22 protein-coding genes are annotated in these 25,689 nt (G+C 41.4%); 5 read left to right on the forward strand and 17 right to left on the reverse strand.

What is annotated here, in order from left to right; translation table 11 throughout:
* Positions 1 to 11 precede the first annotated feature (11 nt).
* The 9 genes from SOI83_RS09670 to SOI83_RS00130 all read right to left on the reverse strand — a co-directional run bounded on the left by SOI83_RS09670 (position 12) and on the right by SOI83_RS00130 (position 8,165).
* Positions 12 to 239 carry a Nif11-like leader peptide family natural product precursor gene (locus tag SOI83_RS09670; RefSeq protein WP_414153416.1) on the reverse strand — a complete coding sequence of 76 codons (228 nt, stop codon included), beginning with the start codon at positions 237 to 239 and terminating at the stop codon, positions 12 to 14.
* Positions 240 to 471: 232 nt separating this feature from the next.
* Complete coding sequence (gene petE / locus SOI83_RS00095) at positions 472 to 831, reverse strand: plastocyanin (RefSeq protein ID WP_320676528.1); 360 nt, start codon at positions 829 to 831, stop codon at positions 472 to 474.
* A gap of 45 nt (positions 832 to 876) precedes the next feature.
* Entirely contained in the window at positions 877 to 1,863 is a 987-nt protein-coding gene (locus SOI83_RS00100; protein ID WP_320676529.1) for an NAD(P)-dependent oxidoreductase, read from the reverse strand.
* Positions 1,860 to 2,918: a uroporphyrinogen decarboxylase gene (gene hemE / locus SOI83_RS00105; protein ID WP_320676530.1), complete on the reverse strand. Its 1,059-nt coding sequence runs from the start codon at positions 2,916 to 2,918 to the stop codon at positions 1,860 to 1,862. The genes SOI83_RS00100 and hemE overlap by 4 nt, the downstream gene beginning before the upstream one ends.
* Positions 2,919 to 3,020: 102 nt before the next feature.
* Entirely contained in the window at positions 3,021 to 5,297 is a 2,277-nt protein-coding gene (gene glgB / locus SOI83_RS00110; RefSeq protein ID WP_320676531.1) for a 1,4-alpha-glucan branching protein GlgB, read from the reverse strand.
* A gap of 45 nt (positions 5,298 to 5,342) precedes the next feature.
* Complete coding sequence (locus SOI83_RS00115) at positions 5,343 to 6,914, reverse strand: CocE/NonD family hydrolase (RefSeq protein ID WP_320676532.1); 1,572 nt, start codon at positions 6,912 to 6,914, stop codon at positions 5,343 to 5,345.
* 43 nt (positions 6,915 to 6,957) lie between these two features.
* Positions 6,958 to 7,260 (reverse strand): hypothetical protein, encoded by a 303-nt coding sequence (locus tag SOI83_RS00120; protein ID WP_320676533.1) that lies wholly within the window; start codon positions 7,258 to 7,260, stop codon positions 6,958 to 6,960.
* Between the two features lie 4 nt (positions 7,261 to 7,264).
* Positions 7,265 to 7,696, reverse strand: a complete 432-nt coding sequence (locus SOI83_RS00125; protein ID WP_320676534.1) for a DUF4332 domain-containing protein — start codon at positions 7,694 to 7,696, stop codon at positions 7,265 to 7,267.
* Positions 7,689 to 8,165, reverse strand: a complete 477-nt coding sequence (locus tag SOI83_RS00130) for a DUF2518 family protein (protein WP_320676535.1) — start codon at positions 8,163 to 8,165, stop codon at positions 7,689 to 7,691. Before SOI83_RS00130 ends, SOI83_RS00125 begins: the two co-directional genes overlap by 8 nt.
* A gap of 65 nt (positions 8,166 to 8,230) precedes the next feature.
* Between SOI83_RS00130 and SOI83_RS00135 the strand changes: the two genes are divergently transcribed.
* The 5 genes from SOI83_RS00135 to SOI83_RS00155 are packed head-to-tail and all read left to right on the forward strand — an operon-like array spanning position 8,231 to position 15,473.
* Positions 8,231 to 12,223 (forward strand): translocation/assembly module TamB domain-containing protein, encoded by a 3,993-nt coding sequence (locus SOI83_RS00135; RefSeq protein ID WP_320676536.1) that lies wholly within the window; start codon positions 8,231 to 8,233, stop codon positions 12,221 to 12,223.
* 3 nt (positions 12,224 to 12,226) lie between these two features.
* Positions 12,227 to 13,141 (forward strand): ROK family protein, encoded by a 915-nt coding sequence (locus SOI83_RS00140; protein ID WP_320676537.1) that lies wholly within the window; start codon positions 12,227 to 12,229, stop codon positions 13,139 to 13,141.
* Between the two features lie 30 nt (positions 13,142 to 13,171).
* Positions 13,172 to 14,488 carry a glutamate-5-semialdehyde dehydrogenase gene (locus SOI83_RS00145; RefSeq protein ID WP_320676538.1) on the forward strand — a complete coding sequence of 439 codons (1,317 nt, stop codon included), beginning with the start codon at positions 13,172 to 13,174 and terminating at the stop codon, positions 14,486 to 14,488.
* Positions 14,485 to 14,871, forward strand: a complete 387-nt coding sequence (locus SOI83_RS00150; protein WP_320676539.1) for a dihydroneopterin aldolase — start codon at positions 14,485 to 14,487, stop codon at positions 14,869 to 14,871. Before SOI83_RS00145 ends, SOI83_RS00150 begins: the two co-directional genes overlap by 4 nt.
* Positions 14,872 to 14,873: 2 nt before the next feature.
* Positions 14,874 to 15,473, forward strand: coding sequence for an alpha/beta hydrolase (locus tag SOI83_RS00155; RefSeq protein ID WP_320676540.1), 600 nt, complete (start codon positions 14,874 to 14,876; stop codon positions 15,471 to 15,473).
* Here SOI83_RS00155 and SOI83_RS00160 read toward each other — a convergent pair.
* The 8 genes from SOI83_RS00160 to SOI83_RS00195 form a co-directional block, all read right to left on the reverse strand.
* Positions 15,470 to 17,596, reverse strand: a complete 2,127-nt coding sequence (locus SOI83_RS00160; protein ID WP_320676541.1) for a M3 family metallopeptidase — start codon at positions 17,594 to 17,596, stop codon at positions 15,470 to 15,472. The two genes, SOI83_RS00155 and SOI83_RS00160, sit on opposite strands and share 4 nt — an antisense overlap.
* Positions 17,597 to 17,598: 2 nt before the next feature.
* A complete protein-coding gene (locus tag SOI83_RS00165) occupies positions 17,599 to 19,173 on the reverse strand; it encodes an NAD(P)H-quinone oxidoreductase subunit 4 (protein ID WP_320676542.1) in 1,575 nt (524 codons plus the stop codon).
* 57 nt (positions 19,174 to 19,230) lie between these two features.
* Positions 19,231 to 20,178, reverse strand: a complete 948-nt coding sequence (thrB, locus tag SOI83_RS00170) for a homoserine kinase (RefSeq protein ID WP_320676543.1) — start codon at positions 20,176 to 20,178, stop codon at positions 19,231 to 19,233.
* A 13-nt stretch (positions 20,179 to 20,191) separates the two neighbouring features.
* Positions 20,192 to 21,256, reverse strand: a complete 1,065-nt coding sequence (locus SOI83_RS00175) for a glucokinase (RefSeq protein ID WP_320676545.1) — start codon at positions 21,254 to 21,256, stop codon at positions 20,192 to 20,194.
* 72 nt (positions 21,257 to 21,328) lie between these two features.
* The gene (locus tag SOI83_RS00180) at positions 21,329 to 21,727 is read right to left on the reverse strand and encodes a DUF1824 family protein (protein ID WP_320676546.1); all 399 of its coding nucleotides are present in this window, start codon (positions 21,725 to 21,727) and stop codon (positions 21,329 to 21,331) included.
* Positions 21,728 to 21,845: 118 nt separating this feature from the next.
* Complete coding sequence (gene thrS / locus SOI83_RS00185) at positions 21,846 to 23,768, reverse strand: threonine--tRNA ligase (protein ID WP_320676547.1); 1,923 nt, start codon at positions 23,766 to 23,768, stop codon at positions 21,846 to 21,848.
* A gap of 112 nt (positions 23,769 to 23,880) precedes the next feature.
* Complete coding sequence (gene trpS / locus SOI83_RS00190; protein ID WP_320676548.1) at positions 23,881 to 24,897, reverse strand: tryptophan--tRNA ligase; 1,017 nt, start codon at positions 24,895 to 24,897, stop codon at positions 23,881 to 23,883.
* Positions 24,898 to 24,902: 5 nt separating this feature from the next.
* Positions 24,903 to 25,463 (reverse strand): hypothetical protein, encoded by a 561-nt coding sequence (locus SOI83_RS00195; protein ID WP_320676549.1) that lies wholly within the window; start codon positions 25,461 to 25,463, stop codon positions 24,903 to 24,905.
* Positions 25,464 to 25,689: the final 226 nt, after the last annotated feature.

The following is a 25,689-nucleotide window of genomic DNA, read 5'->3' on the forward strand; positions in this document are numbered from 1 at the left end:
ACGGTGTAGGTTTATTTAGTGTAGGTCTGGCGTATAGGTTTTATGATACTTATAGAGAACCAATCTATTATTCGACTGGCGATTGGATCTTCTTTAAGATCTTTTGAAGTAATTTTGAACCCATATGCTAGAGCTGCCTTAATTATAGAGTCTTCATCTTTGCAGTTTTTAAGTTCTCTGCGTAGTGAATCACTCCTTTCTGCGGATCTTAGGAAATTAGACAACTCTTCTCTGGACATAGGATTTTGGGACCTCTGATAACCTTAATGTTTGCAATTACTAGAAACAGTGTATTCAATATATTGAAGATCATCCAGTTTATTTTGACACTAAAAACAATTATTGCAAACAAAAACCTAGTCAAAGCAACCTCTTAAGTGAAGTTGAGTTTGACTAGGCTTGGAAGAGTATTTGAGTTTGACTCTTTAGCTTAAGTCCAATAAAGGAAAGAGCTAAATCAATTTGAACGATTTACTGAACCACAACTGTGCCTACCATTCCAGCGCCACGATGTGGCTCACAATAAAACTCGTAAGTTCCTGCTGAGGCAAAGGTCTTTTCCCAAGATTCTCCTGGAGCGAAGGCAAGATCAGGATGGCTCAGCTCTTCATGACCATCAAATACAGCATTGTGAGGGGCTAATTTGTTATTGACGAATTTAACGCTGTCTCCTGCAGAAATCGTCACACTGCTTGGTTCGAATGCAAGCATGCCAGCATCGGTTCCGAGCTTGACTTCAACGGTGCTTGCTTGGACGGAGGAAACGCTGAATCCCAGTACAAGTAGTAGTGCGCAGAATCCGGCCGCAAGAGAACGGAACGTAGAAATCATGGTTTTTACTATCTCTTGCAATACTTTAGCGCCTGTTAGGGGCTTTTATGCTTTTGGTAACCCTGAACGATCTAGAACAGTTTCAAGTCTTGGAGCAAAACTCTTTAACCCAAAGGTTTCTGGGGTTGTGAAAGGGTCATGAACAAAATGACGTTGCTTAATGCTGAATCGATCCCAATCTGTTATTTGCAATGGTAGAAACCTGACTAGTACTTTTATTAGCCAGTCGGTTAGTGGTAAGCCAGGTGTTTTTCTAAGACCTCTCCAAGCCCTTAATGTATCTACTGCTTTGTTTAGAGATATGGGTGATTGTCCTAGTACAAGCTTGGTTAAGGTGGGTTGATTCGAATTTTGGAAATGAGGAGGACTGGTTATAGAAAGATGCCCACAAATTGAGGCAATATCAGCAGCATGAATGAAGTGAAAAGTTCCGTTTATACGGATCCACCTGGCTAGCCATAACCATTTACTTGTTTCTATCAGACCTTCGGTGAGATAGCTAGTTGGGAAGATACTTTTCCTATCAACTTTTCCACCAAAAACCAGGGTAGGAAATACAGCAATAATTTTTGATGATAAAGGGTGTTTTTCAAGCTCTTGCAAACATCTGGCTTTTGTTTGAATATACTCGGTCCCATATAAAAATGCTTCCTTTAAGGGTAAAAGCCTTTTGTCCAAGATGCTTGCTGTAGAGAAATAAATTATTTGTTGTATTGCATTTGGGTCAAGATATTTAAGTATTGTTTTTACGGCTAATACATTTACATCATATGCTCGTTTTGGATCCCCCCAAGCTGTTGCTGTATGAATAACCCTAGTTACAGTCTTGAGCTCATTTGCGAAATTATTAGCATCCCGTATATCTCCTATAAGAAGTCTTATGCGAGGGTGATTCTTATCAATGGCTTTGAGTTTATTGGGATCTCTCAGCCATAAAAGGAGGTTGGCTTGGGAGTTTTCAATTAGCCAATGAGCAACATGTTGGCCAACACAACCGCTTGCTCCAGTTATAAGGATTCTGGGGAGGGTCAAGTTACGGCCCTGATTAGGTCATTTACACCTTTGCCTGCCTCAAAAAATACTTTGGCATTTTCTTCAGGGGTGCCAGGAAGAATTCCATGCCCCAAGTTCAGTATGTGTTTGCGACCTTTTGCCTTGAGAACAGCATCAACAATTCTTGAGCGGATAGCCTCTGGAGTTCCAAACAATAGTCCAGGATCAACGTTGCCCTGTATCCCTATGTGTTTCGGAAGCCTGCGACAGCCATCTGCCATGTCAACAGTCCAATCGAGTGAAACAATGTCAACGCCTGTATTACCCATTCGTTCGATCACACCGGCGCTCCCTGATATATAGAGAATCACTGGAGTATCAGGATGAGTCTCTTTTAAGAGCTCTACAACCTTTTTTTGGTATGGAGCAGCAAAAGTGTCGTAGTCGATGGGACTGAGCTGACCAGCCCATGAATCAAACATCTGCACGACTTGTGCTCCTGAGTCAATTTGATATCGCAAATATGTTGCGATTGATTTAGCGAAATGATCTAGGAGCTTGTGTAATAGTTCCGGTTCTTGGAAAGCCATAGCTTTAATGACCGCATAGTTCTTGCTGCTTTTCCCTTCAACCACATAAGCAGCAAGAGTCCAAGGGGCGCCTACAAATCCAAGAACGGCTGCTTTGTTGCCTACGCTATTCCTAAGTCGACCTAGTACTTCCCCTACGAATGACATCGATTGTTGTGGTTCCAGGGGACGAAGATTCTTGATTTGATCAAGAGTTTTGATCGGATCTTGAATTAGGGGTCCCTTGCTTTCAACAATGTCAAATTCAATCCCCATTCCTGGTAAGGGAGTGAGAATGTCCGAGAAAAGAATTACACCATCGGGCTGGAAAGCTTCGAATGGTTGCATTGATATCTCATAAGAGAGCTCAGGATTCTCAGAGCGCTCACGGAAACTTGGGTGGCGGTCCCTTAGCTCTCTATAGACCTTCATATACCGACCTGCTTGTCGCATCATCCATACAGGAGGACGCTCTACAGATTCTCCACGGGCTGCTCTGAGCAATAGGGGATCGGATTCGCTCATTATTTCTTTGAAGTCAAGGAGAAAATTTACTTGAGGCCGTTCCGGATTAAGGCCATTAGTCAAAACTAATGGACAGCTTCGTCACAGGTCTTTTGATTTGGATCAGGAATGAGCCTCATGGTTTGGGTCATGCTGAAAGACCAGAACACTTAGAGGAGGCAGGCAGAGGCTCAATGAATGTTCGTAATCATGACAACCCCATTCATCTGACATCTTCCCTCCCATATTCCCAAGATTGCTTCCGCCATAACAGGAAGCATCTGTGTTGAGAATCTCTTGATAAAAACCAGCTGTTGGAACACCTACTTTGTATTCCGATTGGCTTTGGGGTGTGAAGTTTGCAACTATCACAAGCCAGTCACCACCTTCCCTTTCTCTCCTCATGAAGCTAATAACCGAATTGCTACTGTCGTTGCAATCGATCCATTGGAACCCGTATTGATCGAAGTCGTCTTTCCATAGAGCTGGGTGTGATTTATAAAGGTTATTTAGGTCGTCAAAGAGCTTTTGTATCCCTTGGTGAGGCTCAAAATTTAGGAGATCCCACTGAAGGTCCCCCCAAACATTCCATTCGGACCTTTGGCCAAACTCCATGCCCATAAATATTGTTTTCTTCCCTGGATGTGTCCACATATAAGCAAAAAGGGCTCGAGTATTTGCATATTTTTGCCAATCATCTCCAGGCATTTTATGAAGAATATGGCTTTTTCCATGAACAACTTCATCATGACTTAAAGCCAACATGAAGTTCTCTGTATAGGTATACCAAATTGAAAAAGTAATATTATTTTGGTTGAATTGTCTAAACCATGGATCAAGTTCAAAGTAATCAAGCATATCGTGCATCCAACCCATATTCCATTTTAGGTTGAATCCCAGACCTCCAATATCTGTTGGTTTAGTAACCATTGGCCAGGTTGTGGACTCCTCAGCAATCGATAGGGCTCCTGGAAAATTTTGGAATAGTACGTGGTTTGCTTGCTGGAGGAATTGAACAGCTTCTGTATTTTCTCTGCCTCCACTTTCATTTGGTATCCATTCGCCTTCTGGCCGTAAATAATCTCTGTATAACATTGAAGCAACAGCATCAACACGAATACCATCAATATGAAATTGATCAAACCAATAGACGAGATTTGCAACAAGAAAGTTCCTCACTTCATTGCGGCTATAGTTAAAGATTAAGGTCCCCCACTCCTTGTGCTCACCTATACGGGGATCTGAATGTTCATATAGATGGGTTCCATCAAAAAAAGCTAGGCCATGTCTATCTTTTGGGAAGTGTCCTGGAACCCAGTCAAGGATGACTCCTATCCCTTCAGCATGGCAACGATCTACAAAAACTTTAAATTCATCTGGTGTTCCAAATCTACTCGTTGGTGCATACCAGCCAGTTACTTGGTATCCCCATGATCCATCAAATGGATGCTCAGATATGGGCATTAATTCAATATGTGTAAACCCCCTGGCCTTTACATAGGGAATTAATCTGTCAGCTACTTCTGTATAAGTAAGGAACCTAGCCCCAGGTTTCATGTCTGCGGCAGGTACTGGGGGACGTTTTACACCCTTCGCTTCAGTAAATGGTGCTTCTATCGCGGCATGCATCCAGCTGCCTAGATGCATTTCATAGACAGATATTGGCTGATCAAGAGGGTTAGTTTTATCTCTTTGAATTATCCAGTCTTCATCTTGCCATTCATATTTATCCAGACTTGTAATTATCGAACTGGTCGCTGGCCGAACTTCGTGTTGAAAGCCATATGGGTCAGCTTTTTGATAACAGTGTCCTTCCTGAGTTCGAATTTCATATTTATATAAAGACCCTTCTTGGATTGAAGGTACGAAAAGTTCCCAAATGCCTCCCTGACGTTTTTGCATGGGATGGTGGCGTCCATCCCATGAATTCATATCACCCAATACAGCAACGCTGCGAGCTTGGGGAGCCCACAAGCAGAACATAACTCCTTCCACACCTTGAATATTGGTGATATGGGCACCCATTCGACGCCATATGTGGTGATGATTGCCTTGAGCAAATAAGTGTCGATCTATTTCGCCCATCCATTCTTCACGGAATGCCCAAGGATCTCTTTGCTCGTGCTCTATTCCACCTCTTTTGACTTTGATTGTGTAGGAAGTACCAGGCTGATTATTGAGTGCATGTTCGAATAACCAAGGATGGTGAGGCGTTTTCATAACAGATGGTTTTCCATCAGTTACCAGTTCGACCTGATCTGCTTCTGGCATCCAAATCCGAACAATCCAGTTGTCAGCGTCTTGATGGGGGCCTAATAGGGAAAATGGGTCGTCGTGTCTGCATTCGGCTAATTTTTTTGCTTCTTCAACCATCCAGTTGACTGGAAAACTGGTGGTCATGGAAATAAAGCGAAATCAAATAGAAGTTTAGATCTCCTTGGGTACTTAATGTATTTCCTGTGCTGAGATCAGAGGAGTGAAAAGTAGCTTTGATTCGGAAAGAAGGAGCTGGATAGTTGTCACATTGCACTGTGGCCCAGGTGGTCCTGGCTCAAACCGGGTATCCCCAGGGTTGATTCCAATAGCAGGCCAGGCTGATCCAGCTATTGAGATTCGGAGCTGTTCTCCAGGTCTTATATCTGCAAGTAGTGGTTGGAGTAATACTTTCCTAAGTTGAAGTTCAGTTGAACATTTTCCTATTATTCGTAAAACCCCTGTGGAAAGTTGTTTTACGTTGTTTCCGTTTTTATTTACAACGGAAAGTCCTACTGCCAGGTCAAAGCTTTCCTGATCTGAACTAGCAATTATTTCTAGAGAAGGTCTGCCTTTTAGTTGCTGTAATTTTTGAAAAGGAGAACTAGTAAATGTTGCCACATCTGCTCTGTTATCAATATTGCTTCTATCAGTAGGGCCTGGATTAGGGCTTAAATGACCTCCAGTAGATGGCACAGGTCGCCATGGGTCGTGAACAATTTGTACTATTCCTTCGCCTGTGTCTTCTGGTATTAGCTTCCCATCTGAAGAATTAATACAAGCAAGCCCTGTACTAAATAGACTCCAAGAAATTCCTAAAGCTTCTTCTTTTGCTTCTTCGTTATATACTTTCCATTCCTTCTTCGTGATATTCCAGAGATACTTTTTCTTTCTAGTTCCACTTGAGCTTCCTACTTTATCTTTTAAATGCTTATTAAAGAATCTCAAATGAATTTCCTGAACCTCTTCCCACCATTCAAGGTGAGTGGCTGGACCTATATGTAGCTCAGGACTTCCGCCACATCTACAGGACTCTTGATACATATCGAGTATTCCTAATAAATGAGGATCCCACCAGCCTCCTATTAGTAATAGAGGTTGTCTTAGCCAAGTTGTTAATGGCTTATGTAGTACCCATTCATGGTCATTATGTGGGCATTGATTTAGCCATTTTAATGTTATCCCTTTAGGATCATATTTTTCCAGGATTGATTTGCCTTTAAGTAAATAGCTACCATCATTAAGGCTTTGATAGAGTTCATGCCAATGACTTTCTTGACCTTTTCGCTTGGCTTGAAGTGCTGCTAATTGGATTCCCCAAGCAAGATTTAAGTGCCACCAATGTGCCCCTCCCTCACAACTCCAGTGATCACGTTCATTGAACCCAGTCATGGCAGGTGCCATGCAATCTGGAGGCTGTGCACCAGTAACCGCAGTTAATTGAGTGAGACCCTGATAAGAGAAGCCGTATGTGCCAAGACGCCCATTGCATTCCTTTAGGTCTCTAACCCAGCTTTGTGTTTGGGTTGTGTCGGAAGCTTCTTGTTTAAATCCAATGAAGTCCCCCATTGACTCCCCCTGGCCTCGGACATCTTGGACAACAACTAAATATCCATGGCTTGCCCACCATGATGGATGTGCATAGGTAATAGTTGAAGCAATTGTTCTGCCATAAGGTTGTCTCATTAATAAGGCTGGCCATGGACCACCTCTCTGAGGGGACCAAATTCTTGCTTTGAGTTTGACACCATCTTGAAGTGTCATGGAGGAATCCCTCCATAGAACCAAACCGCTTTCAGTAGGCTTCTTATCGAACATCAGGGCAGTTCATACCTGCTACGTAAGTCATTAAAATCTCTGCATCGAGCATGCTTAGATTTTTTTTGCGAGCGATCTCTTTGATCGCTTTTTGGGAGTTTTTAGAAATTCCTTTTTCGTTGAGGAGTTTGAAGTGTTGACATAGAGCACGAGCTTCTTCCGGGTTTTGTTTGACGTTTTCAAGTAGTGAGGCTTCTACTCTTAGATACTGATTAGAGCCTGTGATGGCTACTAATACTAGTGAGGCCAAACATGTCAAAGCCCTTTTTGTATTGCCGAGAATATATTTCATCTTTCTAAGTGTGGAGTGAGGGTTTGTTGATGAGTTTTAATGTTTGCCTGGATTTTGCTAACTCGATTAAAGCATGAGCTTTGGCCAAATTTAATAATGGTTTTCTTCTAACTCCTAGTTGCCTTTCTAATCTACCGGTTTTTTTAATCAGTTCCTCAGGCGTTGAAGTTGCTAAGACTTTAATTGTAGCTAATCCAGCATGAACTAATAAAGCCGCTTCTTCAAATTTTACTCCTATGTCTAACATAAGTTGAGCAATTCCTCTTAATCGCCTTAAATTTATGGGTGAAGATTTACCTGTTCGGACTAGACTATCTATCTCAGGATTGGTTAGATCTCGTAGTTCTTTCCAAGTAGTGAGTCCTTCCTTGACTAACTGATTATGTTCATCACGAAAATGCTTAGGGAGGGAATCTATATGGTCATCATTATCCATTGTTTTTTTGAGGTACTGGAAGAATTAACTCTTGACTTAGATCTCTTACAACTTCAGTAAGTATCACAGGACGACTAATTCCATCTTCTACTGGTTGAACTTGTCTAAGGCGTACATGTACTATGCCGCCTTTTCGTCCACCTCCTTTGATGTTGCCAGCAATCTTTTTTATAGATGGTTCAATTGCTTCTTCAGGAAAGTCTAAAGATGCTTGAGCAACTACTAGGTCATCTCCGTTGTCAAAAACAACCGGTGCATATATTGCTCCTTCAACATCTAGCGGGGGCTTGTAACTGGCGGCAAAAGCCCAGGTGCTTACTGCTAGCAGGAAAGTGAAAATCGTTGCACCTACTAGTCGAAATTTTGCACCCCAGCCAATTATGAAGGAGATTAAAGTTATTCCACTGAGGGCTAAGGCTCCCCATAAAAGCCATGTGGACGACACTTGGACAAGCTCAGGCAGGTTCATGGGCTGGTAAAGAGCTGGTTCACTTCTTATAGTTCAGATACTCCCTTAAAGATTACAAAAAAGCGATGGGAGTAGGGACTAAATACTTAAATTTGAAAAAATGGAGTTTCAGAGGGACTCTGGTAGTTTTTTTTGGATCTTGTCTTTGGGTTGGTTCTGATTGGACGGCCGGTAAAGCTTTTCGCTTTTTTAAGCCTCAAATTGAGCAAAAGCTTTCTGGTTCAATTGGCCGGCCTGTAAGGATTGGTCCCTATGAGGGACTAAGACCATGGGGGATAGCCATAGGTCATACCAAATTTTTGCCAGGTCTAAAGGATTCCTCTTCCTTAGAGGCATCTGCGTTGACCGTCAACTTTGCGCCTTTAAAGAGTTTGTTGCGTTGGCGACCAGTTGCAATGATTAAGCCTAAGGGCACGGTTTTGAATTTACTTCGAAACAAAGATGGACAATATTGGGTAAAAAGTGATTTGAAATCAGGCCAACCTTTCTCGTTAGACTTGTTTTTGGATTTAAGGGACGCTGCAAGGGTTCGGATAAAACATGCTCAACTTGACTTACTTTTAAGTGGTCAAAGTACGTTCCAAATTGCTGAAAAGAGGGCGGTTGGTTCTGTTTATGTAGGATTGCCGAATGAAGGTAAACTTTTACTTACTGGTAGCAGCTCTTGGGATCAATTAGAACTTAATGCACATGCTAGATTTGAGAGCATTAATTTGCAACCACTTCAAGGATTATTCGATGAGAAATTGTCTTTAGCTATTGAGGGACTGATTGGTGGCGATGTTCAGTTGAATATTAAAGAAGAAGGAAAGTTTTCCTGTAGAGGAGGACTTAATTTGGTGAATTTTAATCTTAAAGGCAGACCCTTGAGGAATTTTCTTTCTTCAAAAAAAGCTACTATTGAATGTAGTAAGGATATCGTGAGATTTAAGGAGAGTCAATGGATTTATGGTCCTTGGAAGATTGGTTTAGAAGGCTATCTTCCAATAATAAAGGACAAAATTTCTAAATTAAATATAAGTGGTTCTGCTTCTTTAAAAAAATTTAGTGAGGATGGACTATCTTTCAGAGCAGGCTTGCCGCTGGAGTTCAGTGAAAAAGGTTTTATTCTTGGAGATTTGAATGCTGATTTAGGTTTAAAGAGTTTTCCTTTAAGTCATCTTGAAGAAATTTTAGGTTTCTCTATGGCTGGAAATCTTTCGGCAAAGGGACAAATTAAAGGCCCCCTTACTGGATTAACTTCTGATTTTTCGCTTCGAGTTTTAAACCCACAAGTTGGAGGCTTTCGACTTCAAGAGGAGTGGATAGGCTCTCTTGCTGGGGAATTAGCTGGTGGTGGCAGTCTTCAAATGAAATCAACTTCTGCAGTTTTACCAGGGACACTTAAAGCGAAATTGAGGAAGAATTGGTTACCAGAAAAACTAACTATTTCTCGTAAAGACGGTACTCTTTCACTGCAGCAAAAGGGTGATGGTTATCGCTGGAAGTTGAAAGATTTTAATCTTGAAGGAGTTGAAATCGCTATTTCTCCAAAAAAGAGTTTTGAAGCTATTTATGGTTTAGTTTCTGGTCAAGGTGGTTTGGGATTAGGCCAGTTTGGTTTTGATGGCCAGATTGCCATGTCTTATTTGAGGTTTATGGGATTTAAGTTGCAGGAAGCAAAGCTTCAAGGAAGTCTTGTAGAGCGTAATTATAAGTTAACAGCAGAACTTTCTCCTCCTACTCAGGGCTCATTCTTGTTAAGTGCTGATGGTCGAATTGGCGGTTCTATAAGATCAATAATCAAAATGAAAGAAGTTAGTCCCCGTTGGATGGTAAACAATGCTTTGCAATTTTCAGTTATCAACTCTGGTGTTAAGCCTGCCTTTGGTAATGCAAAAGATTTAGGTGCTTCATTCATTAATACATTTGGGGGCTCATTAGATGATTTGCTTAGAGCATTGTCCGAATCTGAGAAGTCTCTAGTTAACTCTGATCATAAAAGTCAAAATAAGAACTTTGTTAATACAGAAGATCTTCGAGGAAAGATTGATGCAAGTGTTGAACTGAAAGGACCTGACTTAAGGAAATTAGATCTGAACCTTCAGGTTGGTGGTCATATTTGGAAAAAGGAAGAAAGCGCAAAAGTGGCTCTTAGAAAGAAGCCGTTTTTGGTAAGACTTAAAGGCCCATTAGCTGGGGGGGTAGGAGAGTTTTCGCTTTTGGATTTTCCATCTTCTACCTTGTCCTTATTAGGGCCAATTACTCCTAGATTTAATTCTTCTTTAGGTATTAGAGGTAAATATAAACTTGATACTAAAACCCCTGAATTTAATGGAGAGTTACTATTCAAAGACGAAAGGTCTTCAGATAATGAAATCATTTTAGACAGAGGAAAGGTTTTGTTTCGCAGAAATGTCTTCGAAGTGGATGTAGCGCTTAGAAATGTTTCCTCTAAAGAGGCTGTAAGTTTTAGAGGCTTTCTCCCAATTGATCCCCTTTCACAAATTGACCTAAAGGTTGAGACTAAAGGAGATGGACTAAAGCTACTGAATGGATTAACAGATGGATCTGTTTTGTGGAAGAGTGGAAGAGCTGATCTTGAGTTTCTATTAAAGGGAAGCAGAATAGATCCAAAGTTTGAAGGTTCATTAACTTTAAGTAAAGGTTCGCTAGAGGTTCTTGAAGAAGTCGTAGAGGATTTAGATGTTTCGTTAAACTTAAACCCTAAAAGATTAGAATTGAAGAGACTTCAGGCCAGGATTGGCTCAAATGGCACATTAAAAGGTAATGGTGCTCTTCCAATTTTTCTTGCTAATAAAGAAGATGACTTGTTGAATCTAGGTATTAAAAAGGTAAGGTTAAGGTTGCCTACCGCTAATGTCGAATTGGCTGGTGACGTTAAGCTCAAAGGTGCATTACTTAACCCAAGTTTTGGAGGAGAACTGTCTATAAGTGATGGGTTTATATCTCCAGTTCGTTCAGCATTTGCTACTTCTAGAAGGCCTACCTTTAACTCAAATCCATCAAATAGAACTCCACTAAAATCATCTTCAATGCCTAAGGATGAAATTCCCAGTATGCTGGAGAAATGGGATTTTAATCAGCCTTTAGTTCTACTTAGTAACGAAGGCGAGGCTCCTATGAGCACAAAGATTCGGTCTGCCATGCCAAATTTTCCTAAGCTGAGCTTCGATAACTTTAATTTGCGTCTTGGCCCTAACCTACGTATAACATCTCAGCCTCTGGCGGATTTTCGAACTGAGGGATTGCTGAAGTTAAATGGACCGCTTGACTCAACTATGAAAGCTAGTGGAGTAGTAAGGCTACTAAACGGTCGAGTCAACCTGTTTACTACGACTTTTAACCTGGACCGTAGATCACCAAATGTGGCAGTCTTTACTCCATCATTAGGTTTTGTTCCTTATATTGACGTAGCACTTATTACAAGAGTCTCAGAAAAAAATATTTCTGAGGCAGGTAAGATTACTTCATCAAGTGATTTTTCAAGTAACGGATCTGGTGGTGTAGGTGTTGGTGGATTTCGTTTAATTAAAGTAAAGGTTGAAGCATCTGGTCCAGCTGATCGTATTACTGAAAACTTTAAGTTGAGCAGTACGCCACCAATGCAACGTGATGAGATATTTGGCTTAATAGGTGGGAATTCTTTGAGAGAACTCCTAGGAGGGGAAGAACAAAATATTTTAGCTAATGTGATTGGTAAATCTGTTCTATCTCCAGTCTTAGGAAATATCTCTGGAGCATTTAGTGAGAGATTACAAGTGGCTTTATATCCAGCATATGTAACTCCTGATCCATCCAAAAAAACAACTGAAACTCAATCTGGGAGTCAAGAGCAAACCCCTACTGGTCAGTCTAATCAACAAGCTTGGGTTACTGAAGTAGGTGTCGATTTGACTGAAAGGTTTAATCTTTCTTTTCTTGCTACCCCAAATAGAAATGATATTCCATCTCAGACAACTCTGAATTATCAGGTCACCCCAAGTCTCGGTTTAGTTGGTTCTTTGGACAGAGAAGGCACTTGGCAGAGCCGATTACAACTCTTTTTTCGTTTCTGATCAGTGCTTAGAACTTTTCAACATTTTATAGGGATTGATCTGGGAGGTACTGCTATAAAAATTGGTCGATATGACCAGAAAGGAAAATCTTTTGCAGAGGCTGAGTTTATGACTCCTCAACCGCCTATGCCTGGTGCTGTAACTGTTGCACTTTGTGAGGCTGTTAGTTTTATCGATCCAGACAAACAGGCGAAACATGTAGGCATTGGTCTCCCTGGTCCAATGGACTCAAAAGGAAGGACTGCGAGAGTTTGTATTAATTTGCCAGGATGGGTCGATGTTCCTTTAGCTGAATGGCTGGAGCCACGATTAGGGAGACAAGTCATCCTTGGTAATGATGGGAATTGCGCATTACTTGGTGAGGCATGGAAAGGTGCTGCAAAGGGTTTTGAGGATGTTTTGTTGTTGACTTTGGGAACAGGTGTTGGTGGGGGAGTGATGCTTGGCGGCAAGTTATTTAAAGGACATAATGGTGCGGCGGCAGAGCCAGGTTTAATTGGTGTAAATTCAAATGGTCCAAACTGTAAAAGTGGGAATAAAGGGTCTTTGGAGCAATATGCAAGCATCAACGGATTACGCCTTCTTACAGATATTCCTCCTAGGGAGTTAACTCGAAAAGCAGCTTTAGGAGATGTTTCAGCAATTCGAATATGGGAAGATTATGGTCGAAACCTTGGTGTTGGGATTAGTTCTTTGGTTTATATGTTTGCTCCCCAGTTAGTCCTTTTGGGAGGTGGTTTGGCAGGAGGTGCTGTTTACTTTTTGCCTTCGGTGATACGTGAAGTTGAGGAACGAGTTCAGCCTGTTAGTAGGGAGGGAGTGCAGATTAAGATCTGTTCATTGGGCAATCGAGCAGGCTGCCTTGGTGCTGCCCGTTTTTCTATGACGAATCTGATTGATTCCGGCATAGAAGATTAAGCGGGATGATTAACCAACCTTGTTGCTGAGATGAAAACTTCAACTTCTGTTCCCGAACCTTCAAAAGATCTATTGCATCGAGCTCAGAAGCTTCGATTAGCGGCTAATTCGCTTGCTCAAAAGTCTGATACAGAGCGCCGTAAAGCTTTGTTGGCAATGGCAAATCAACTTGCTGTGAGGGCAAGTGAGATTGTTTCTGCAAATAAGGAAGATTTAGAACGATCCTCTGCTGAGGGTTTATCTCCTGCATTAATTTCAAGGCTGAAGTTAGATGAGGAAAAACTTACTTCTGCTATAGAAGGTGTACGAAGGGTGGCGGAGTTGAATGATCCTTTAGGGATTCGACAGCTTCATAGGAAATTAGATCAAGGATTAACTCTAGAGCGTGTAACTGTTCCTCTTGGTGTTCTTGGAGTCATATTTGAAGCTCGTCCTGATGCATTAATTCAGATTGCATCTTTAGCAATTCGCTCTGGTAATGGTGCTCTGCTGAAAGGCGGAAGCGAGGCAAGTCATAGTAATGAGGTGATTATGGATGCACTACAGGAGGGGCTCAATTCTTCTGTAGTGGATCCTCAAGCATTAGCTCTTTTGACCACAAGGAGCGAGAGCCTTTCTTTGCTCCGGCTTGATGGTTTGGTTGATTTGATAATTCCTCGAGGTAGTAATGAGTTGGTTCGCTTTATTCAGGACAACACGCGCATACCAGTTCTTGGTCATGCAGATGGTATTTGTCACCTTTTTGTGGATTCAAATGTTGATCTTGATCAGGCCTTAACCATCGCAATGGATAGCAAGACTCAATATCCAGCTGCTTGCAATTCAATTGAAACACTACTCCTTCATCAAGACATAGCTAAGGAGTTTCTGGTAAAAGCAATACCCAGATTTATGGATGCAGGTGTTCGTCTGCTTGGAGACCCTATTGCTCAGGAGTATGGCATAAATGAAGCTGCAACAGAAATAGATTGGTCAACTGAGTACTTAGATTTAATACTTTCAGTCCGAGTTGTGAATGATTTAGATATGGCATTAGACCACATTCGTTGTTATGGCTCAAGGCATACTGAGGCAATAGTTAGCAATGACAAAAAGGTATCAGAGCGATTTATGCAAGCGGTTGATAGTGCAGGCGTGTTTCACAATTGCTCCACTCGTTTTGCTGATGGATTTCGCTATGGCTTTGGAGCTGAGGTCGGTATTAGCACTCAGACTCTGCCTCCTAGAGGACCTGTTGGTTTAGAGGGATTGGTAACCTATCGATATAGATTGCAAGGTGATGGACATATCGCTGCTGACTTTGCTTCTGGTAAAAGACGCTTCATTCATGAAGATCTACCAATATGACTTGTCAACTTCCGAATGGGACTATACATGTTAAGGATATTCATTTGTGGGCACATGTAGGAGTTTATGAGGATGAACGAAATTATGGCCAGTGGTTTTTATTGGATTTCAGTTTATGGATAGATTTAGACAGGTCAGCTAATGATGATGATCTTGATGCTACAGCAGATTATAGTATTGCGATTAGAGAACTACAAAGACTTGCCTTTCGCATAAGTTGCCTAACTTTGGAACATTTTAGTGAGGAGATTTTTATTTTATTAGAGGATTTGTACGGTCCTATTCCTATGTGGGTTTTATTGCGAAAATGTTCAGCACCTGTTCCAGCATTCTTTGGCACAGTAGGTGTTGAGAGAAGGCGAAATTTTCCTTTTGTAACTTAAGTATGAATAGACTTCGACGTCCTTTAGTTCTAGTTCATGGTCTATGGGATAAGCCAAGTATTTTCAATCGTTTTATTCAAGAGCTCGACTGTCCTGGTGAAAAGATATTCGCACCTTATTTAGAACATAAATTTGGGCGGGTTGGATTAATGGAACTGGCCAATAATTTAAATCTTCAGATATGTAGAAGGTGGGGAGATGAAACGTTAGTCGACCTTTTTGGTTTTTCTATGGGAGGCCTAGTTGGCAGGATTTGGCTTCAGGACTTTGGCGGAGCTAGTCGAACACATCGATTTCTAAGTGTTGGATCTCCACATAGAGGAACATTTGCCGCTCAACTTGTGCCGTATGCTTTTTTCCCAGGCATAGCTGAAATGAAAAGAGGCAGTGCTTTGATAAGAGGCTTGAATTATGACTTTTCTAAATTAAAAGATGTAGTTTGCCATAGTTTTTATTGTCGATTTGATTTGATGGTTTTGCCCGGTTGGGAGGCTTTATTGCCTGTGGGTTCAATTGACTTGATACCAGTACTAACTCATCAACAGTTAATTTCAGACCGTAAGGCGTTAAGGATATTTTCTAACACTCTTTTGCGGAGCTAGTTAGTTAGACCTGAATGGCGGATTAGAGCCTCGCTTGTAGGGGCCCTTCCTCTAAAGAAATGGAATATTTCATCTGGAGACAAGCTTCCGCCTAGGCTTAGAAAAGTTTCTCTAAAGCTCTTACCCATTGAGCTAATAGCCTCTTTTTTGTCTAATCCCACTTCTTCAAATGCAGCGAATGCATCTGCACTTAATACTTCTGCCCATTTGTATGAATAATATCCTGCTGCATAGCCACCGGCGAAAATATGACTAAAAGAACAGAGGAGCTGATCTTCTTCAATGGGTGCAATTACCGATGTGTAGGTTGAAATTTGGCGCCTTAGCTGATCTGGTGTAATACCAAGCTTCAAATTCCATTGACTATGTAGTCGTAGATCAGTTAGAGCAAAATGTACTTGCCTTAGAGTTGCCAGACCAGCATTAAATTTATTATTAAGAACTAATTTATTGAATTCTTCTTCTGGGAGCTCCTTTTTGGTCTGCCAATGGCGAGCCATCCCAAAAAGTGTTGTTCTATCTAAACACCAATTTTCCATAAATTGACTCGGTAATTCAACTGCATCCCATTCGATATTATTTATGCCTGCCGCTTGTGGATAGTTGATAGTTGTGAGCATGTGTTGTAGTCCATGCCCAAATTCATGGAAGAGAGTTTTGACTTCTTCAAAACTCATAAGGCTTGGTGTCTGTCCCACGGGAGGTGTTTGATTGCATACCAGATAGGCGACAGGTAAAACAGTTTCGCCAGAGTTGAGTTTTCGTCTTGTTAGGCATTCATCCATCCATGCCCCACCCCTTTTGCTTTCAGGCCTACTAAATGGGTCTAAGTAGAAACTTGCTAGTGGTTTGTCATTGTGATCAAAGATCTTGAAGTAACGAACATCTTTGTGCCAAATAGGTGCTTCGCCGTCAGCTTGTTTTATAGAGATTCCAAAAAGTCGTTCGCATAAATTGAATAGGCCATCCAGAACTTGTGGGAGTGGGAACCAAGGGCGAAGAGCCTCCTGATCAAGGTCTAGTTTTTCTTGCCTTAGCTTTTCTGACCAAAAGTTAATGTCCCAAGCAGCCAATTCTGATGCTTCTAAAGCACCATGTCTTTTTGCACAATTTTGAAGCTCTTTTAATTCTTTCTGTGCTGTTGGTATAGCAGCTTTTCTGAGTTCTTCTAAGAGGGTTTCAACTGCCTCGACATTACTTGCCATTTTGCTCGATAAACTCAATTCTGCCCAGTTCTTGTATTTCAGTCTTTCTGCTTGTTGTTGTCTCAGAATTAGTATTTCTTCTATTAGGCCAGAGTTGTCAATTTCTCCATTACTAGCTCGGCTTACAAATGCTTTGTATAGAACTTCCCGCAGTTCACGATTTTCCGCGTGTGTTTGGAATGGAAGATAACGTGGCATATCAAGCCCAACCCTCCAAGGGCCTTTTTCTTTTGAGGGTTCTTCTCCGTTATTAGTGTCTCCTGCTGTCTTTGCAGCATCAGCAAGTATCTCCAATGCTCTGTCGGGAAGGCCTTGGATTTGGGATTGTTTTGTTAGTAATAGGCTCCAACTTTGAGTTGCATCTAGAACATGATTACTAAAAGCAGTTGATAGTTGAGCGAGCTTTTCGCTGGCGCTATTAAATTCTTCCTTTTGTTTTCCACGAAGTCCAACACCACGTTGATCCATTGACAATATTTCTGCAGTTAATACCCTTACTTGAGTTGCATTTAAGCTTTCTAATGGGTTATCCCTAAGCTCGCAAAGGGCCTTGTAAATTACTTGGCTTTGGCCAAGCATATTGCTAAACCTAACTACCTCAGGTTGTTGTCTAGCGTGCGACTCCCTAAAACTTTTGGAATTGCATACAGCATTTAGGTGAGAGACTAATCCCCAGCTCCACCTAAGTTTTTCTGTTATTAAATAGAGAGGTTTCATTACTTCGTCCCATGTCATGAGCTCTTTGACTTGGAGTTTCTTCTCTAGTTCCTTTTCTATCTTTTCTACTTCCTTATTTAGTTGGCTAAGAAGGGAAGGAATATGTTCATTAACTTCTTCTGGTGTTATGGCGGAATATTCGGGTAAACCTTCTCCTTTAAGTAGTGCAGGTTTTTTTGAGAAAGTAGTATTAAAGTTCATTTTTAATTAATTGATAAAATTTGGGCAATTGAATTTGTGCTATGAGTTAATAGCCGGTTAGCAAGTGCGTTAGTAGATGTTTCATAAAGATCAATAGCAAAACGGGGCCAGAACCCAATTAACAAAGTAGGTATTATTAGGCTTAAGCTAATAATAAGCTCTCTTGGATTTAAATCATCTACTAGCGCAAGAGCAGGAATTCTAGGGCCAAAGAATACTCTTCGGCACATGGAGAGTAGATAAATTGGTGTTAGAACTAGACCAATTGCAGCTAATGAAATAGTTATGGATCGAAAAAGAGATGTGAAAAGATCTTGACTTGTTATTCCTAGAAAGATTGTTATTTCACTGACAAAACCACTCATGCCAGGCAGTGCAAGAGATGCCAAGGAGCTAGCAAGGAAGAATGCAAATGTTATTGGCAAAACTTTTGCTAGTCCTCCCATATTTGGGATTGAGAGGGTTTTGGTTCTTTCGTAAAAAGTTCCAGTAATAAAAAACATTGCTGCAGCAATTAATCCATGACTAATCATTTGGAGCATTGCACCACTTATGCCTAGGGCATCTACTGCGCCAATTCCTAGAAGAACAAAACCCATATGACTAACAGAACTACAAGCTATTCTTCTTTTTACATTATCTTGTGCAAAAGCATTCAAGGCCCCATAGACTATGTTTACTATGCCTATGATAATTAGTGCCGGGGCAAGTTGTAAATGTGCTTCTGGTAAGATTTGAACATTGAATCTCAATAATGCATATCCACCCATTTTTAATAAGACACCTGCCAAGAGCATTGATACTGGCGCATTGGCTTCTCCATGGGCGTCGGGGAGCCAAGTATGTAGAGGAAATATAGGTAGCTTTACACCAAAGCCTATTAGAAAACCTAGATAGCAAAGAATACCTAGGCCACCCTGATATGTTTTGTTAGTAAGTTCAGATATATTGAGTGTAAATTCACCGCCAGATAGTGCAAGTGCAAGTCCACTTATAAGAATTAGGAGAGAAGCTAAGGCCGTATAAAGTATGAACTTAGTGGCTGCATATAGCCTTCTTTTCCCTCCCCAGATCGCTATGAGTAGGTATACAGGAACTAATTCTAGTTCCCAAGCGAGGAAGAAGAGAAGAAAATCTTGAGATAAGAAAACTAGTCCTTGTGCAGAGGCTTGAAGTAATAGCAGAGCAAAGTAAAGTCTCGATCTGCTTTTTATTTGCCAACTTGCACAAGCAGAAAGCAGGGTTATTAATCCGCTAAGCAGTACTAGAGGGGCTGATATCCCGTCGACACCTAGAGACCATTCCAGACCTATAAACGGAATCCAATTAATTCTTTCGATTAGTTGTAGCCCGCTTTCACTGTTGTTAAAGAGGCGGCCGAATGCCGCCAACATAAGAGCAAAATCCGCAGCTAAAAATCCAATTGCGATGTTTCGAGGTGCCTTAAATGAGTCATTGGCCTCATCGTTTGGCAAAAGAGGCATTAATAGTGCCCCTCCAATAGGGAGGAGCACTATTAGGGAAAGCCAGGGGAAATTAGGCTGGGACGCGACCGATATCGGCAAATTGGCGTCCATTAAGAGAAAGAGGTTCCTATTGAACTTATCAGCTTCTGGGTGAAAACGTGAGTAAATCTACTCATCTTCTTCGGGATGCCAATTGCTGCCTTCTTTCTGTAGGTTTAGCACTGGCGCTCTACTTGCCACACCAGCAGCTTCCCAAGCTTTAACCATTGCTTGGCTTACTGCCTGTCCTCTGTCTTCAGGGCAAAGAGCAATCAAGCTTGGTCCTGCCCCACTAATTGAACAGCCCCAAGCTCCAGAATCTAGAGCTGCTTTACGGACCTCAATGCCTCCTTTGATCAACCTCCATCGATAGGGCTCATGAAGCCTGTCGTGCATTCCATCTGCTATTAGATCTCCATTGCCTGTACGAAGCCCTTGGAGAAGGAGTGTTAGGGCGCCTAGATTTATTACTGCATCTCCAAGGGGGATGCTTTTGGGCATGGCACGTCTTGCTTCACTAGTGCTTAGACGGATAGAAGGAATTGCTATTACAGCTTTTATAGAATTTAGCCATTCACATCTAACTACTCTCCATCGTTCGGAAGCAGCTTTAGCTGTAATGCATAGTCCCCCAAGTAGTGATGGGACCACATTGTCAGGATGGCCTTCAATATCAATTGCAAGTTCTAGAAGTTTTTCTTTCCTAAGAGGATCACCCATAAGAGCATTGGCTCCAACTAACCCTGCAACAATTGCCGTAGCGCTACTGCCCAAACCCCTAGCAGGTGGAACAGCAAGTGTTACGCGTGCCTCAAGGCCTACAGGCTCAAGACCTGCTGCTTTCCAAACCCTTTGAGCTGCTCGATAAACCAGGTTGTCCGGTCCACCTCGAAGATGGCTCCCTTCCGTTCCTTCAATAATTAGTTCAAACCTTTCTCCATTTCCCTCTATTCGTTGCATAACAAACCGATTATTTAGTTCCAGCGCTGCACCTAGACAGTCAAATCCAGGACCTAAGTTGGCAGTTGTAGACGGAACGTCCACTATTACTTTTTGACCGATTCTTGGCTGCACCATCCAATTTTTCTGCTCAGATCAGTGTGCTTTTTGACTCTGTGAGCATTTTCGCCCTACATGCTGCACTGAATAGACCGGCTTCTGGGTCTATTAAAGCTATTACTGGTAATTCTTCAACAAAAGATTTAAATCTTCCTTTCTCTCGAAGAGCATCAAGGAATGTTGCAGATAGCAGGCCCTTTAGATTCTTCTGGGCTGTACCACCACCTATCCATAGGCCACCAGTACAAAGTTCTTGAAGAGCAAGATCACCTGCAGCGGCCCCATAAGCACTTAGCCAGAATCTAAGGACTTCTTTCATGACAGGGTCTCCCCCCTTGGCTGCAGAACTAACCATTTTGGGCAAGTCGGGACGCTTATTACTATTGCTTTCTTGCAAGCTTTGACCCCATTGCTCGGCATGATTTTTTAATGAGTGAGATGCTACATCGGACTGTTGTAAGCGCCAAAGTGCTATTAGCCCAAGTCCATTTCCACTGACAACTCTTTCTACTGAAAGCCTCCTTAGTCCAAGTTCTTTTTTGATCCAATTCGCTAGAAGCCATTCTTGATCTGTGCGAGGTGCAAATTCTCGATGCCCCCCTTCACTTGCTAAAGAAATGAGGCCATTTTTAGTAGGCAATCCACGAGCGATTCCAAGACCAGTGCCAGCGCCAATAATTGCAACAGGTCCTTTTAGAAGAACATGCTTAGTTGAAGTTTGAATAGATTTTTTTTGGTTACCTTTGAAGAATGGTAAGCCGAAAATTAAAACTTCAAAGTCATTTATCAACTCTAGTCTTTTGAGGTTAAATGTATTGCAGATCTCTTGTGCGTCCAACTGCCAGGACAAGTTAGTTATGTTCGCGTAGCCATTTTTTACCCGTCCTGCTACTGCAATACATCCATAAGTTGGTTTTTCTAGAGAAGATGGAAGATTTTTTAAGAAATCCTCTCCCATTGATTGAAGAGATGGCCATTCAGCAGATAAATATTTCTTGGAGTGAAGTTTGTGTAATTCACCGTTCCATTTATAAACGGCCAGCAGAGTTTTTGTTCCTCCTAAATCTCCTGCAAGAAAGTTAATATTGGCTTTCATAAGATTGTAGAACTATTAGCCTTTTTCTAGGCTGAACAATGAATAGTAGATTTGCAAGCCTTCGCATATTACTTAGCTGTTGAAGAGGTCTAATGGTAGAGGTCCCCAGGTGAAGGTTGGCTCAGTTGGGTCTGTATGGTGACTACTAATTAAAATACCTTCTCCTAATCCTTCTTCATGACGAATGCGAATTTCACCGCTGGATTGATTGGCTTTCAAGAATACTGGACCTTCTTCCTCTGGAGCTTCTACTAATTCCATAGGAGGCCATACAAGGATTCTTTCAATTTGTCTAATGGTCATTAATGACTGATTTGCTGATGGTGCCATAATCCCTAATGTGAACCATTCTGCTTTTGCCATTTCCATTTGAAGCTCTTTTAGTAATTTTTCTTTCTGCTGCTTCTTCAAAACCGGGGCCGTTCTGAGTTCATTTAGATCTCGAAGAGATTGTATATCGTGCTGGCTCATGATACTTTAGAAAAATTTGATGTGAATTCGATAGCTTTATAGCCTTTAATTGACTCCAAAAAGTAAGAAGTTGGCCTAATCTTTTAATAAATATATTCTTTTTAGACTCGAGGAAAGGCTAGTTTTGATTAACCCTACCCAATTTTGATATCTGGTTTTGCAATATTTGTGAAAAAGAGGTTAGTGACATGCTCCCAAGATCCTCTGCTTTAAGAGTTCGCACAGAAACTTCTCCTTTCTCTTGCTCTTTATCTCCAATTATTAGAAGGAAGGGAACCTTCTGAAGTGTATGTTCTCTTATTTTAAAGCCAACTTTTTCATTTCTTAAGTCGAGTTGAACCCTAAAACCACTTTTGGATAAATTGTTGTATGCCTCTTGGCATGCATTGGAGTTTCGGTCTGTTATACCCATAATCACAACTTGAATGGGGGCTAGCCACGCCGGAAAACGACCCGCATAATGTTCAATTAAAATGCCAATGAAACGTTCAAAAGAACCTAATATTGCTCTGTGAAGCATGACTGGTGTTTTTCTCTGACCCTGTTCGTCAATGTAAGATGAACCTAGTCGTTCTGGCATTGAAAAATCAACTTGAATTGTGCCACATTGCCAAACTCTGTTTAAACAGTCCTGTAGGGAGAATTCTATTTTAGGACCATAAAAGGCACCTTCCCCAGGGAGTAAATCCCAGTCTAAATTTTTTGCGTTTAATGCATCACTTAATGCCTTCTCAGATTTGTCCCAAATCAGATCACTGCCTACACGCTTTTCTGGCCTCGTTGATAGTTTGATAATGATTGAGTCAAACCCAAACGAACGATAGACTTCAAATACCAAGTCAATAAAGGTAGAAACTTCACTTTGGATTTGATTTTCTGCACAAAAGATATGTGCATCATCTTGGACAAAATTTCTGACACGCATTAAGCCGTGCAATGAACCTGAAGGCTCATTTCTGTGGCAGGAGCCAAATTCTGCGAGTCTTATAGGAAGTTCTTTATAACTTTTAAGTCCCTGATTGAATACTTGTACATGACATGGACAATTCATTGGTTTAATTGCATATTCTCTATTCTCAGATGTTGTTGTAAACATATCCTCCTTGAATTTCTCCCAGTGACCTGATTTTTCCCAAAGAACTCGGTCAACTGCTTGTGGAGTTTTTATTTCTTGATATCCATTAGAGCGAAGCAAATTTCTAATATATTGTTCTAGAACTTGATAAATTGACCATCCTTTTGGGTGCCAAAATATCATTCCAGGTGACTCCTCTTGAGTATGGAAAAGGCCTAATTGTTTTCCGATCTTTCTATGGTCCCTTCTTTCAGCTTCTTCAATACGGTTGAGATAAGCTTTTAGTTCTTTTTTTGAACCCCATGCCGTGCCATAAATACGTTGCAACATCTCATTTTTAGCGTCACCCCGCCAATACGCCCCAGATACTTTCGTTAGCTTGAACGAACGTAAATGCCTAGTATTTGGGACATGGGGCCCTCGGCACATATCTATATATTCCTGATGTTTATATAGTTTTATTGTTTCATTATTTGGTATTGAATCTACTAATTCTACTTTGTAAATCTCATTGCGCTTTAAGAATGTTTCTCTAGCAGCTTCATGAGAAACAACTTCAACCATTACGTCATAATCCTGTTCGATAAGTTTATTAATTCTAGCTTCTATTTGAACAAGGTCGTCAGGCGTGAAAGGCTCCTTATAAGAGATATCGTAATAAAAGCCATCTTTAATCACAGGCCCTATAGCCATTTTGGCTTCTGGAAAGAGTTGTTTTACTGCGTGTCCGACCATATGCGCGAAAGAATGGCGAACAATATCAATCCCTTCGTCATCCTTAGTGGTAATTATGCTGACATTGGCATCACTATTTATGGGTATGCATGTGTCAAGCAGCTCCCCATTAACCTTGCCAGCAACGGCTGCTTTAGCTAGTCCAGGACCAATACTTTCAGCTATTTCCATTATTGTCACTGATGATCGGAAGTTTTTTTTGCTCCCGTCTGGAAGTGTGATCGCTGGCATGATTAAGTTCCTCTTCGTTTAATTATTGACAGTGAGTTAAGAGATTTTTCTATACATCTCTTTTTGAATGAGCTTGTTTTTCTTGCCAAGCCATTTCTTTGTTTTGTTAGAACTAGCATTCTGTTATCAGGAAGCCCATAGCTTCACGAACACGTTTCAAAGTTGCCTGAGCAACTTCTTCGGCTTTTTCCTTGCCATTATTGAGAATACTCTTTAGCTCTAGAGGGTCTGAGATTAGTTCCGAATAGTTCTTTTGTATGGGGGTTAGAGCTGATATGGCTGCATCTGAAAGTAATGGTTTGAATTTGCCCCATCCCATTTCAGCACATTCTTTTGCTGCTGCTGTTTTATCAACCCCAGATAGGAGTGAGTAAAGGTTAAGAAGATTATTTGCTTCTGGCCTATCTGGATTATCAAATTCTAAACCTATTTCAGAGTCTGTTTTTGCTCTTTTTATTTTCTTAGTAATTACATCTGGCTTATCTAATAGTCCAATTCGACTATTTTCATTTGGATCGCTTTTGCTCATCTTGCGACGACCATCTAACAGGCTCATTACTTTTGCTCCTTGTTCACTAATCAGTCCTTCAGGGACTTTGAGAACAGGGTTTTCTTCGGAACCGAAACGTGCGTTAACTCTTTGTTGGGCTATATCTCTGGCGAGTTCTAAATGTTGTCTTTGATCTTCTCCGACCGGTACCAGATCTGCATCATAAAGAAGGATGTCTGCTGCCATTAGTAATGGGTAATCGAGAAGGCCTACTGAAACATTATCTCCTTGTTTGACAGCCTTCTCTTTGAACTGGATCATTCTTTCCATCCAGTTCAAAGGAGTTAGGCAGTTAAGTAACCAGCAAAGCTCGCTATGAGCCGGGATCTGACTCTGTACAAAAACTGTTGAACGTTGTGGGTCTATTCCACAGGCTAAATAGAGTGCAGCTGTTGAGAGGGTGTCTTTAGCAAGTATTAGAGGATCATGAGGAACAGTTATTGCATGAAGGTCAACTACACAAACAAAGTTCTGATGGCTTTCCTGTAGGTCTACCCAATTGCGTATAGCTCCAAGCCAGTTTCCCAGGTGAAGAACACCTGTTGGTTGCACCCCTGAGAGAACTCGCTTTGGCGACATGTTTTTTAATCCTCTTTTGTTTGACTTGAACTCTGCTCTTCAGTTGGTTTCTCTTGTTGAATTGTGGAATCAGTTGATTGATTTTGGTCATCTAAATTTTTAATTTCGCTTTGGGAATCGTCTATTTCATTGGTTTCTGCTTTTGGTTCGGTTGGTTGGGGTTTAGCAGGTCTTGCGAAAGGGTTTGGTTTAGGTCCTTTGTTAATGCTTTGCCTATCAGAATCAAAACGGTTTCTTCTAGCTCCTTGTGGGCCATCTTCCCTTCGATTAGGACCTCTTGATCCTTGTGAACGATGCTGAGAAACTAGCTCATTTAGTTTCCCTTCTTCAAGCATCTGCCCAAGTGTACGGAGGGCAAACCCAAGCACAGCAACTGTTGAACGAAGATTAAATGCCTCTTGTAATGCTCTCGCTGAGCGCATTTCATTATCACTTAGGCGAATTCGGAAGCCACCTGGTTCCCTATTCCCCGGTCCCCTACCCCCTCTAGAACCACCTCTAGGCAGCTCTCGTGAGGCCTCTCTCTGATTTCCGTTTTGCTGAGGTTCGCTGAAGGAGTCACCCATGGCCGGCTACCTATTGTCAGGGGCAAGTGTGACGCATCATTGGTGCTCTGGCGATGCATTTGTGGCGCTGCTTCAGCAGATACACATCTTGAGTTTCTTTTTTTAGCCCCAAAATGCCTTCTAGATTCATTTGGATTTCTTTAAAGAATGGGGCTTTTACAAGTTCTTTTATAAAAATTCAGCCATTTGAAATTTGCTTGGGGCTTGAACTGAGCTAATACATCTA

The organism is Prochlorococcus sp. MIT 1300 (genome assembly GCF_034092375.1).
In the GTDB taxonomy this organism is placed as follows: domain Bacteria; phylum Cyanobacteriota; class Cyanobacteriia; order PCC-6307; family Cyanobiaceae; genus MIT-1300.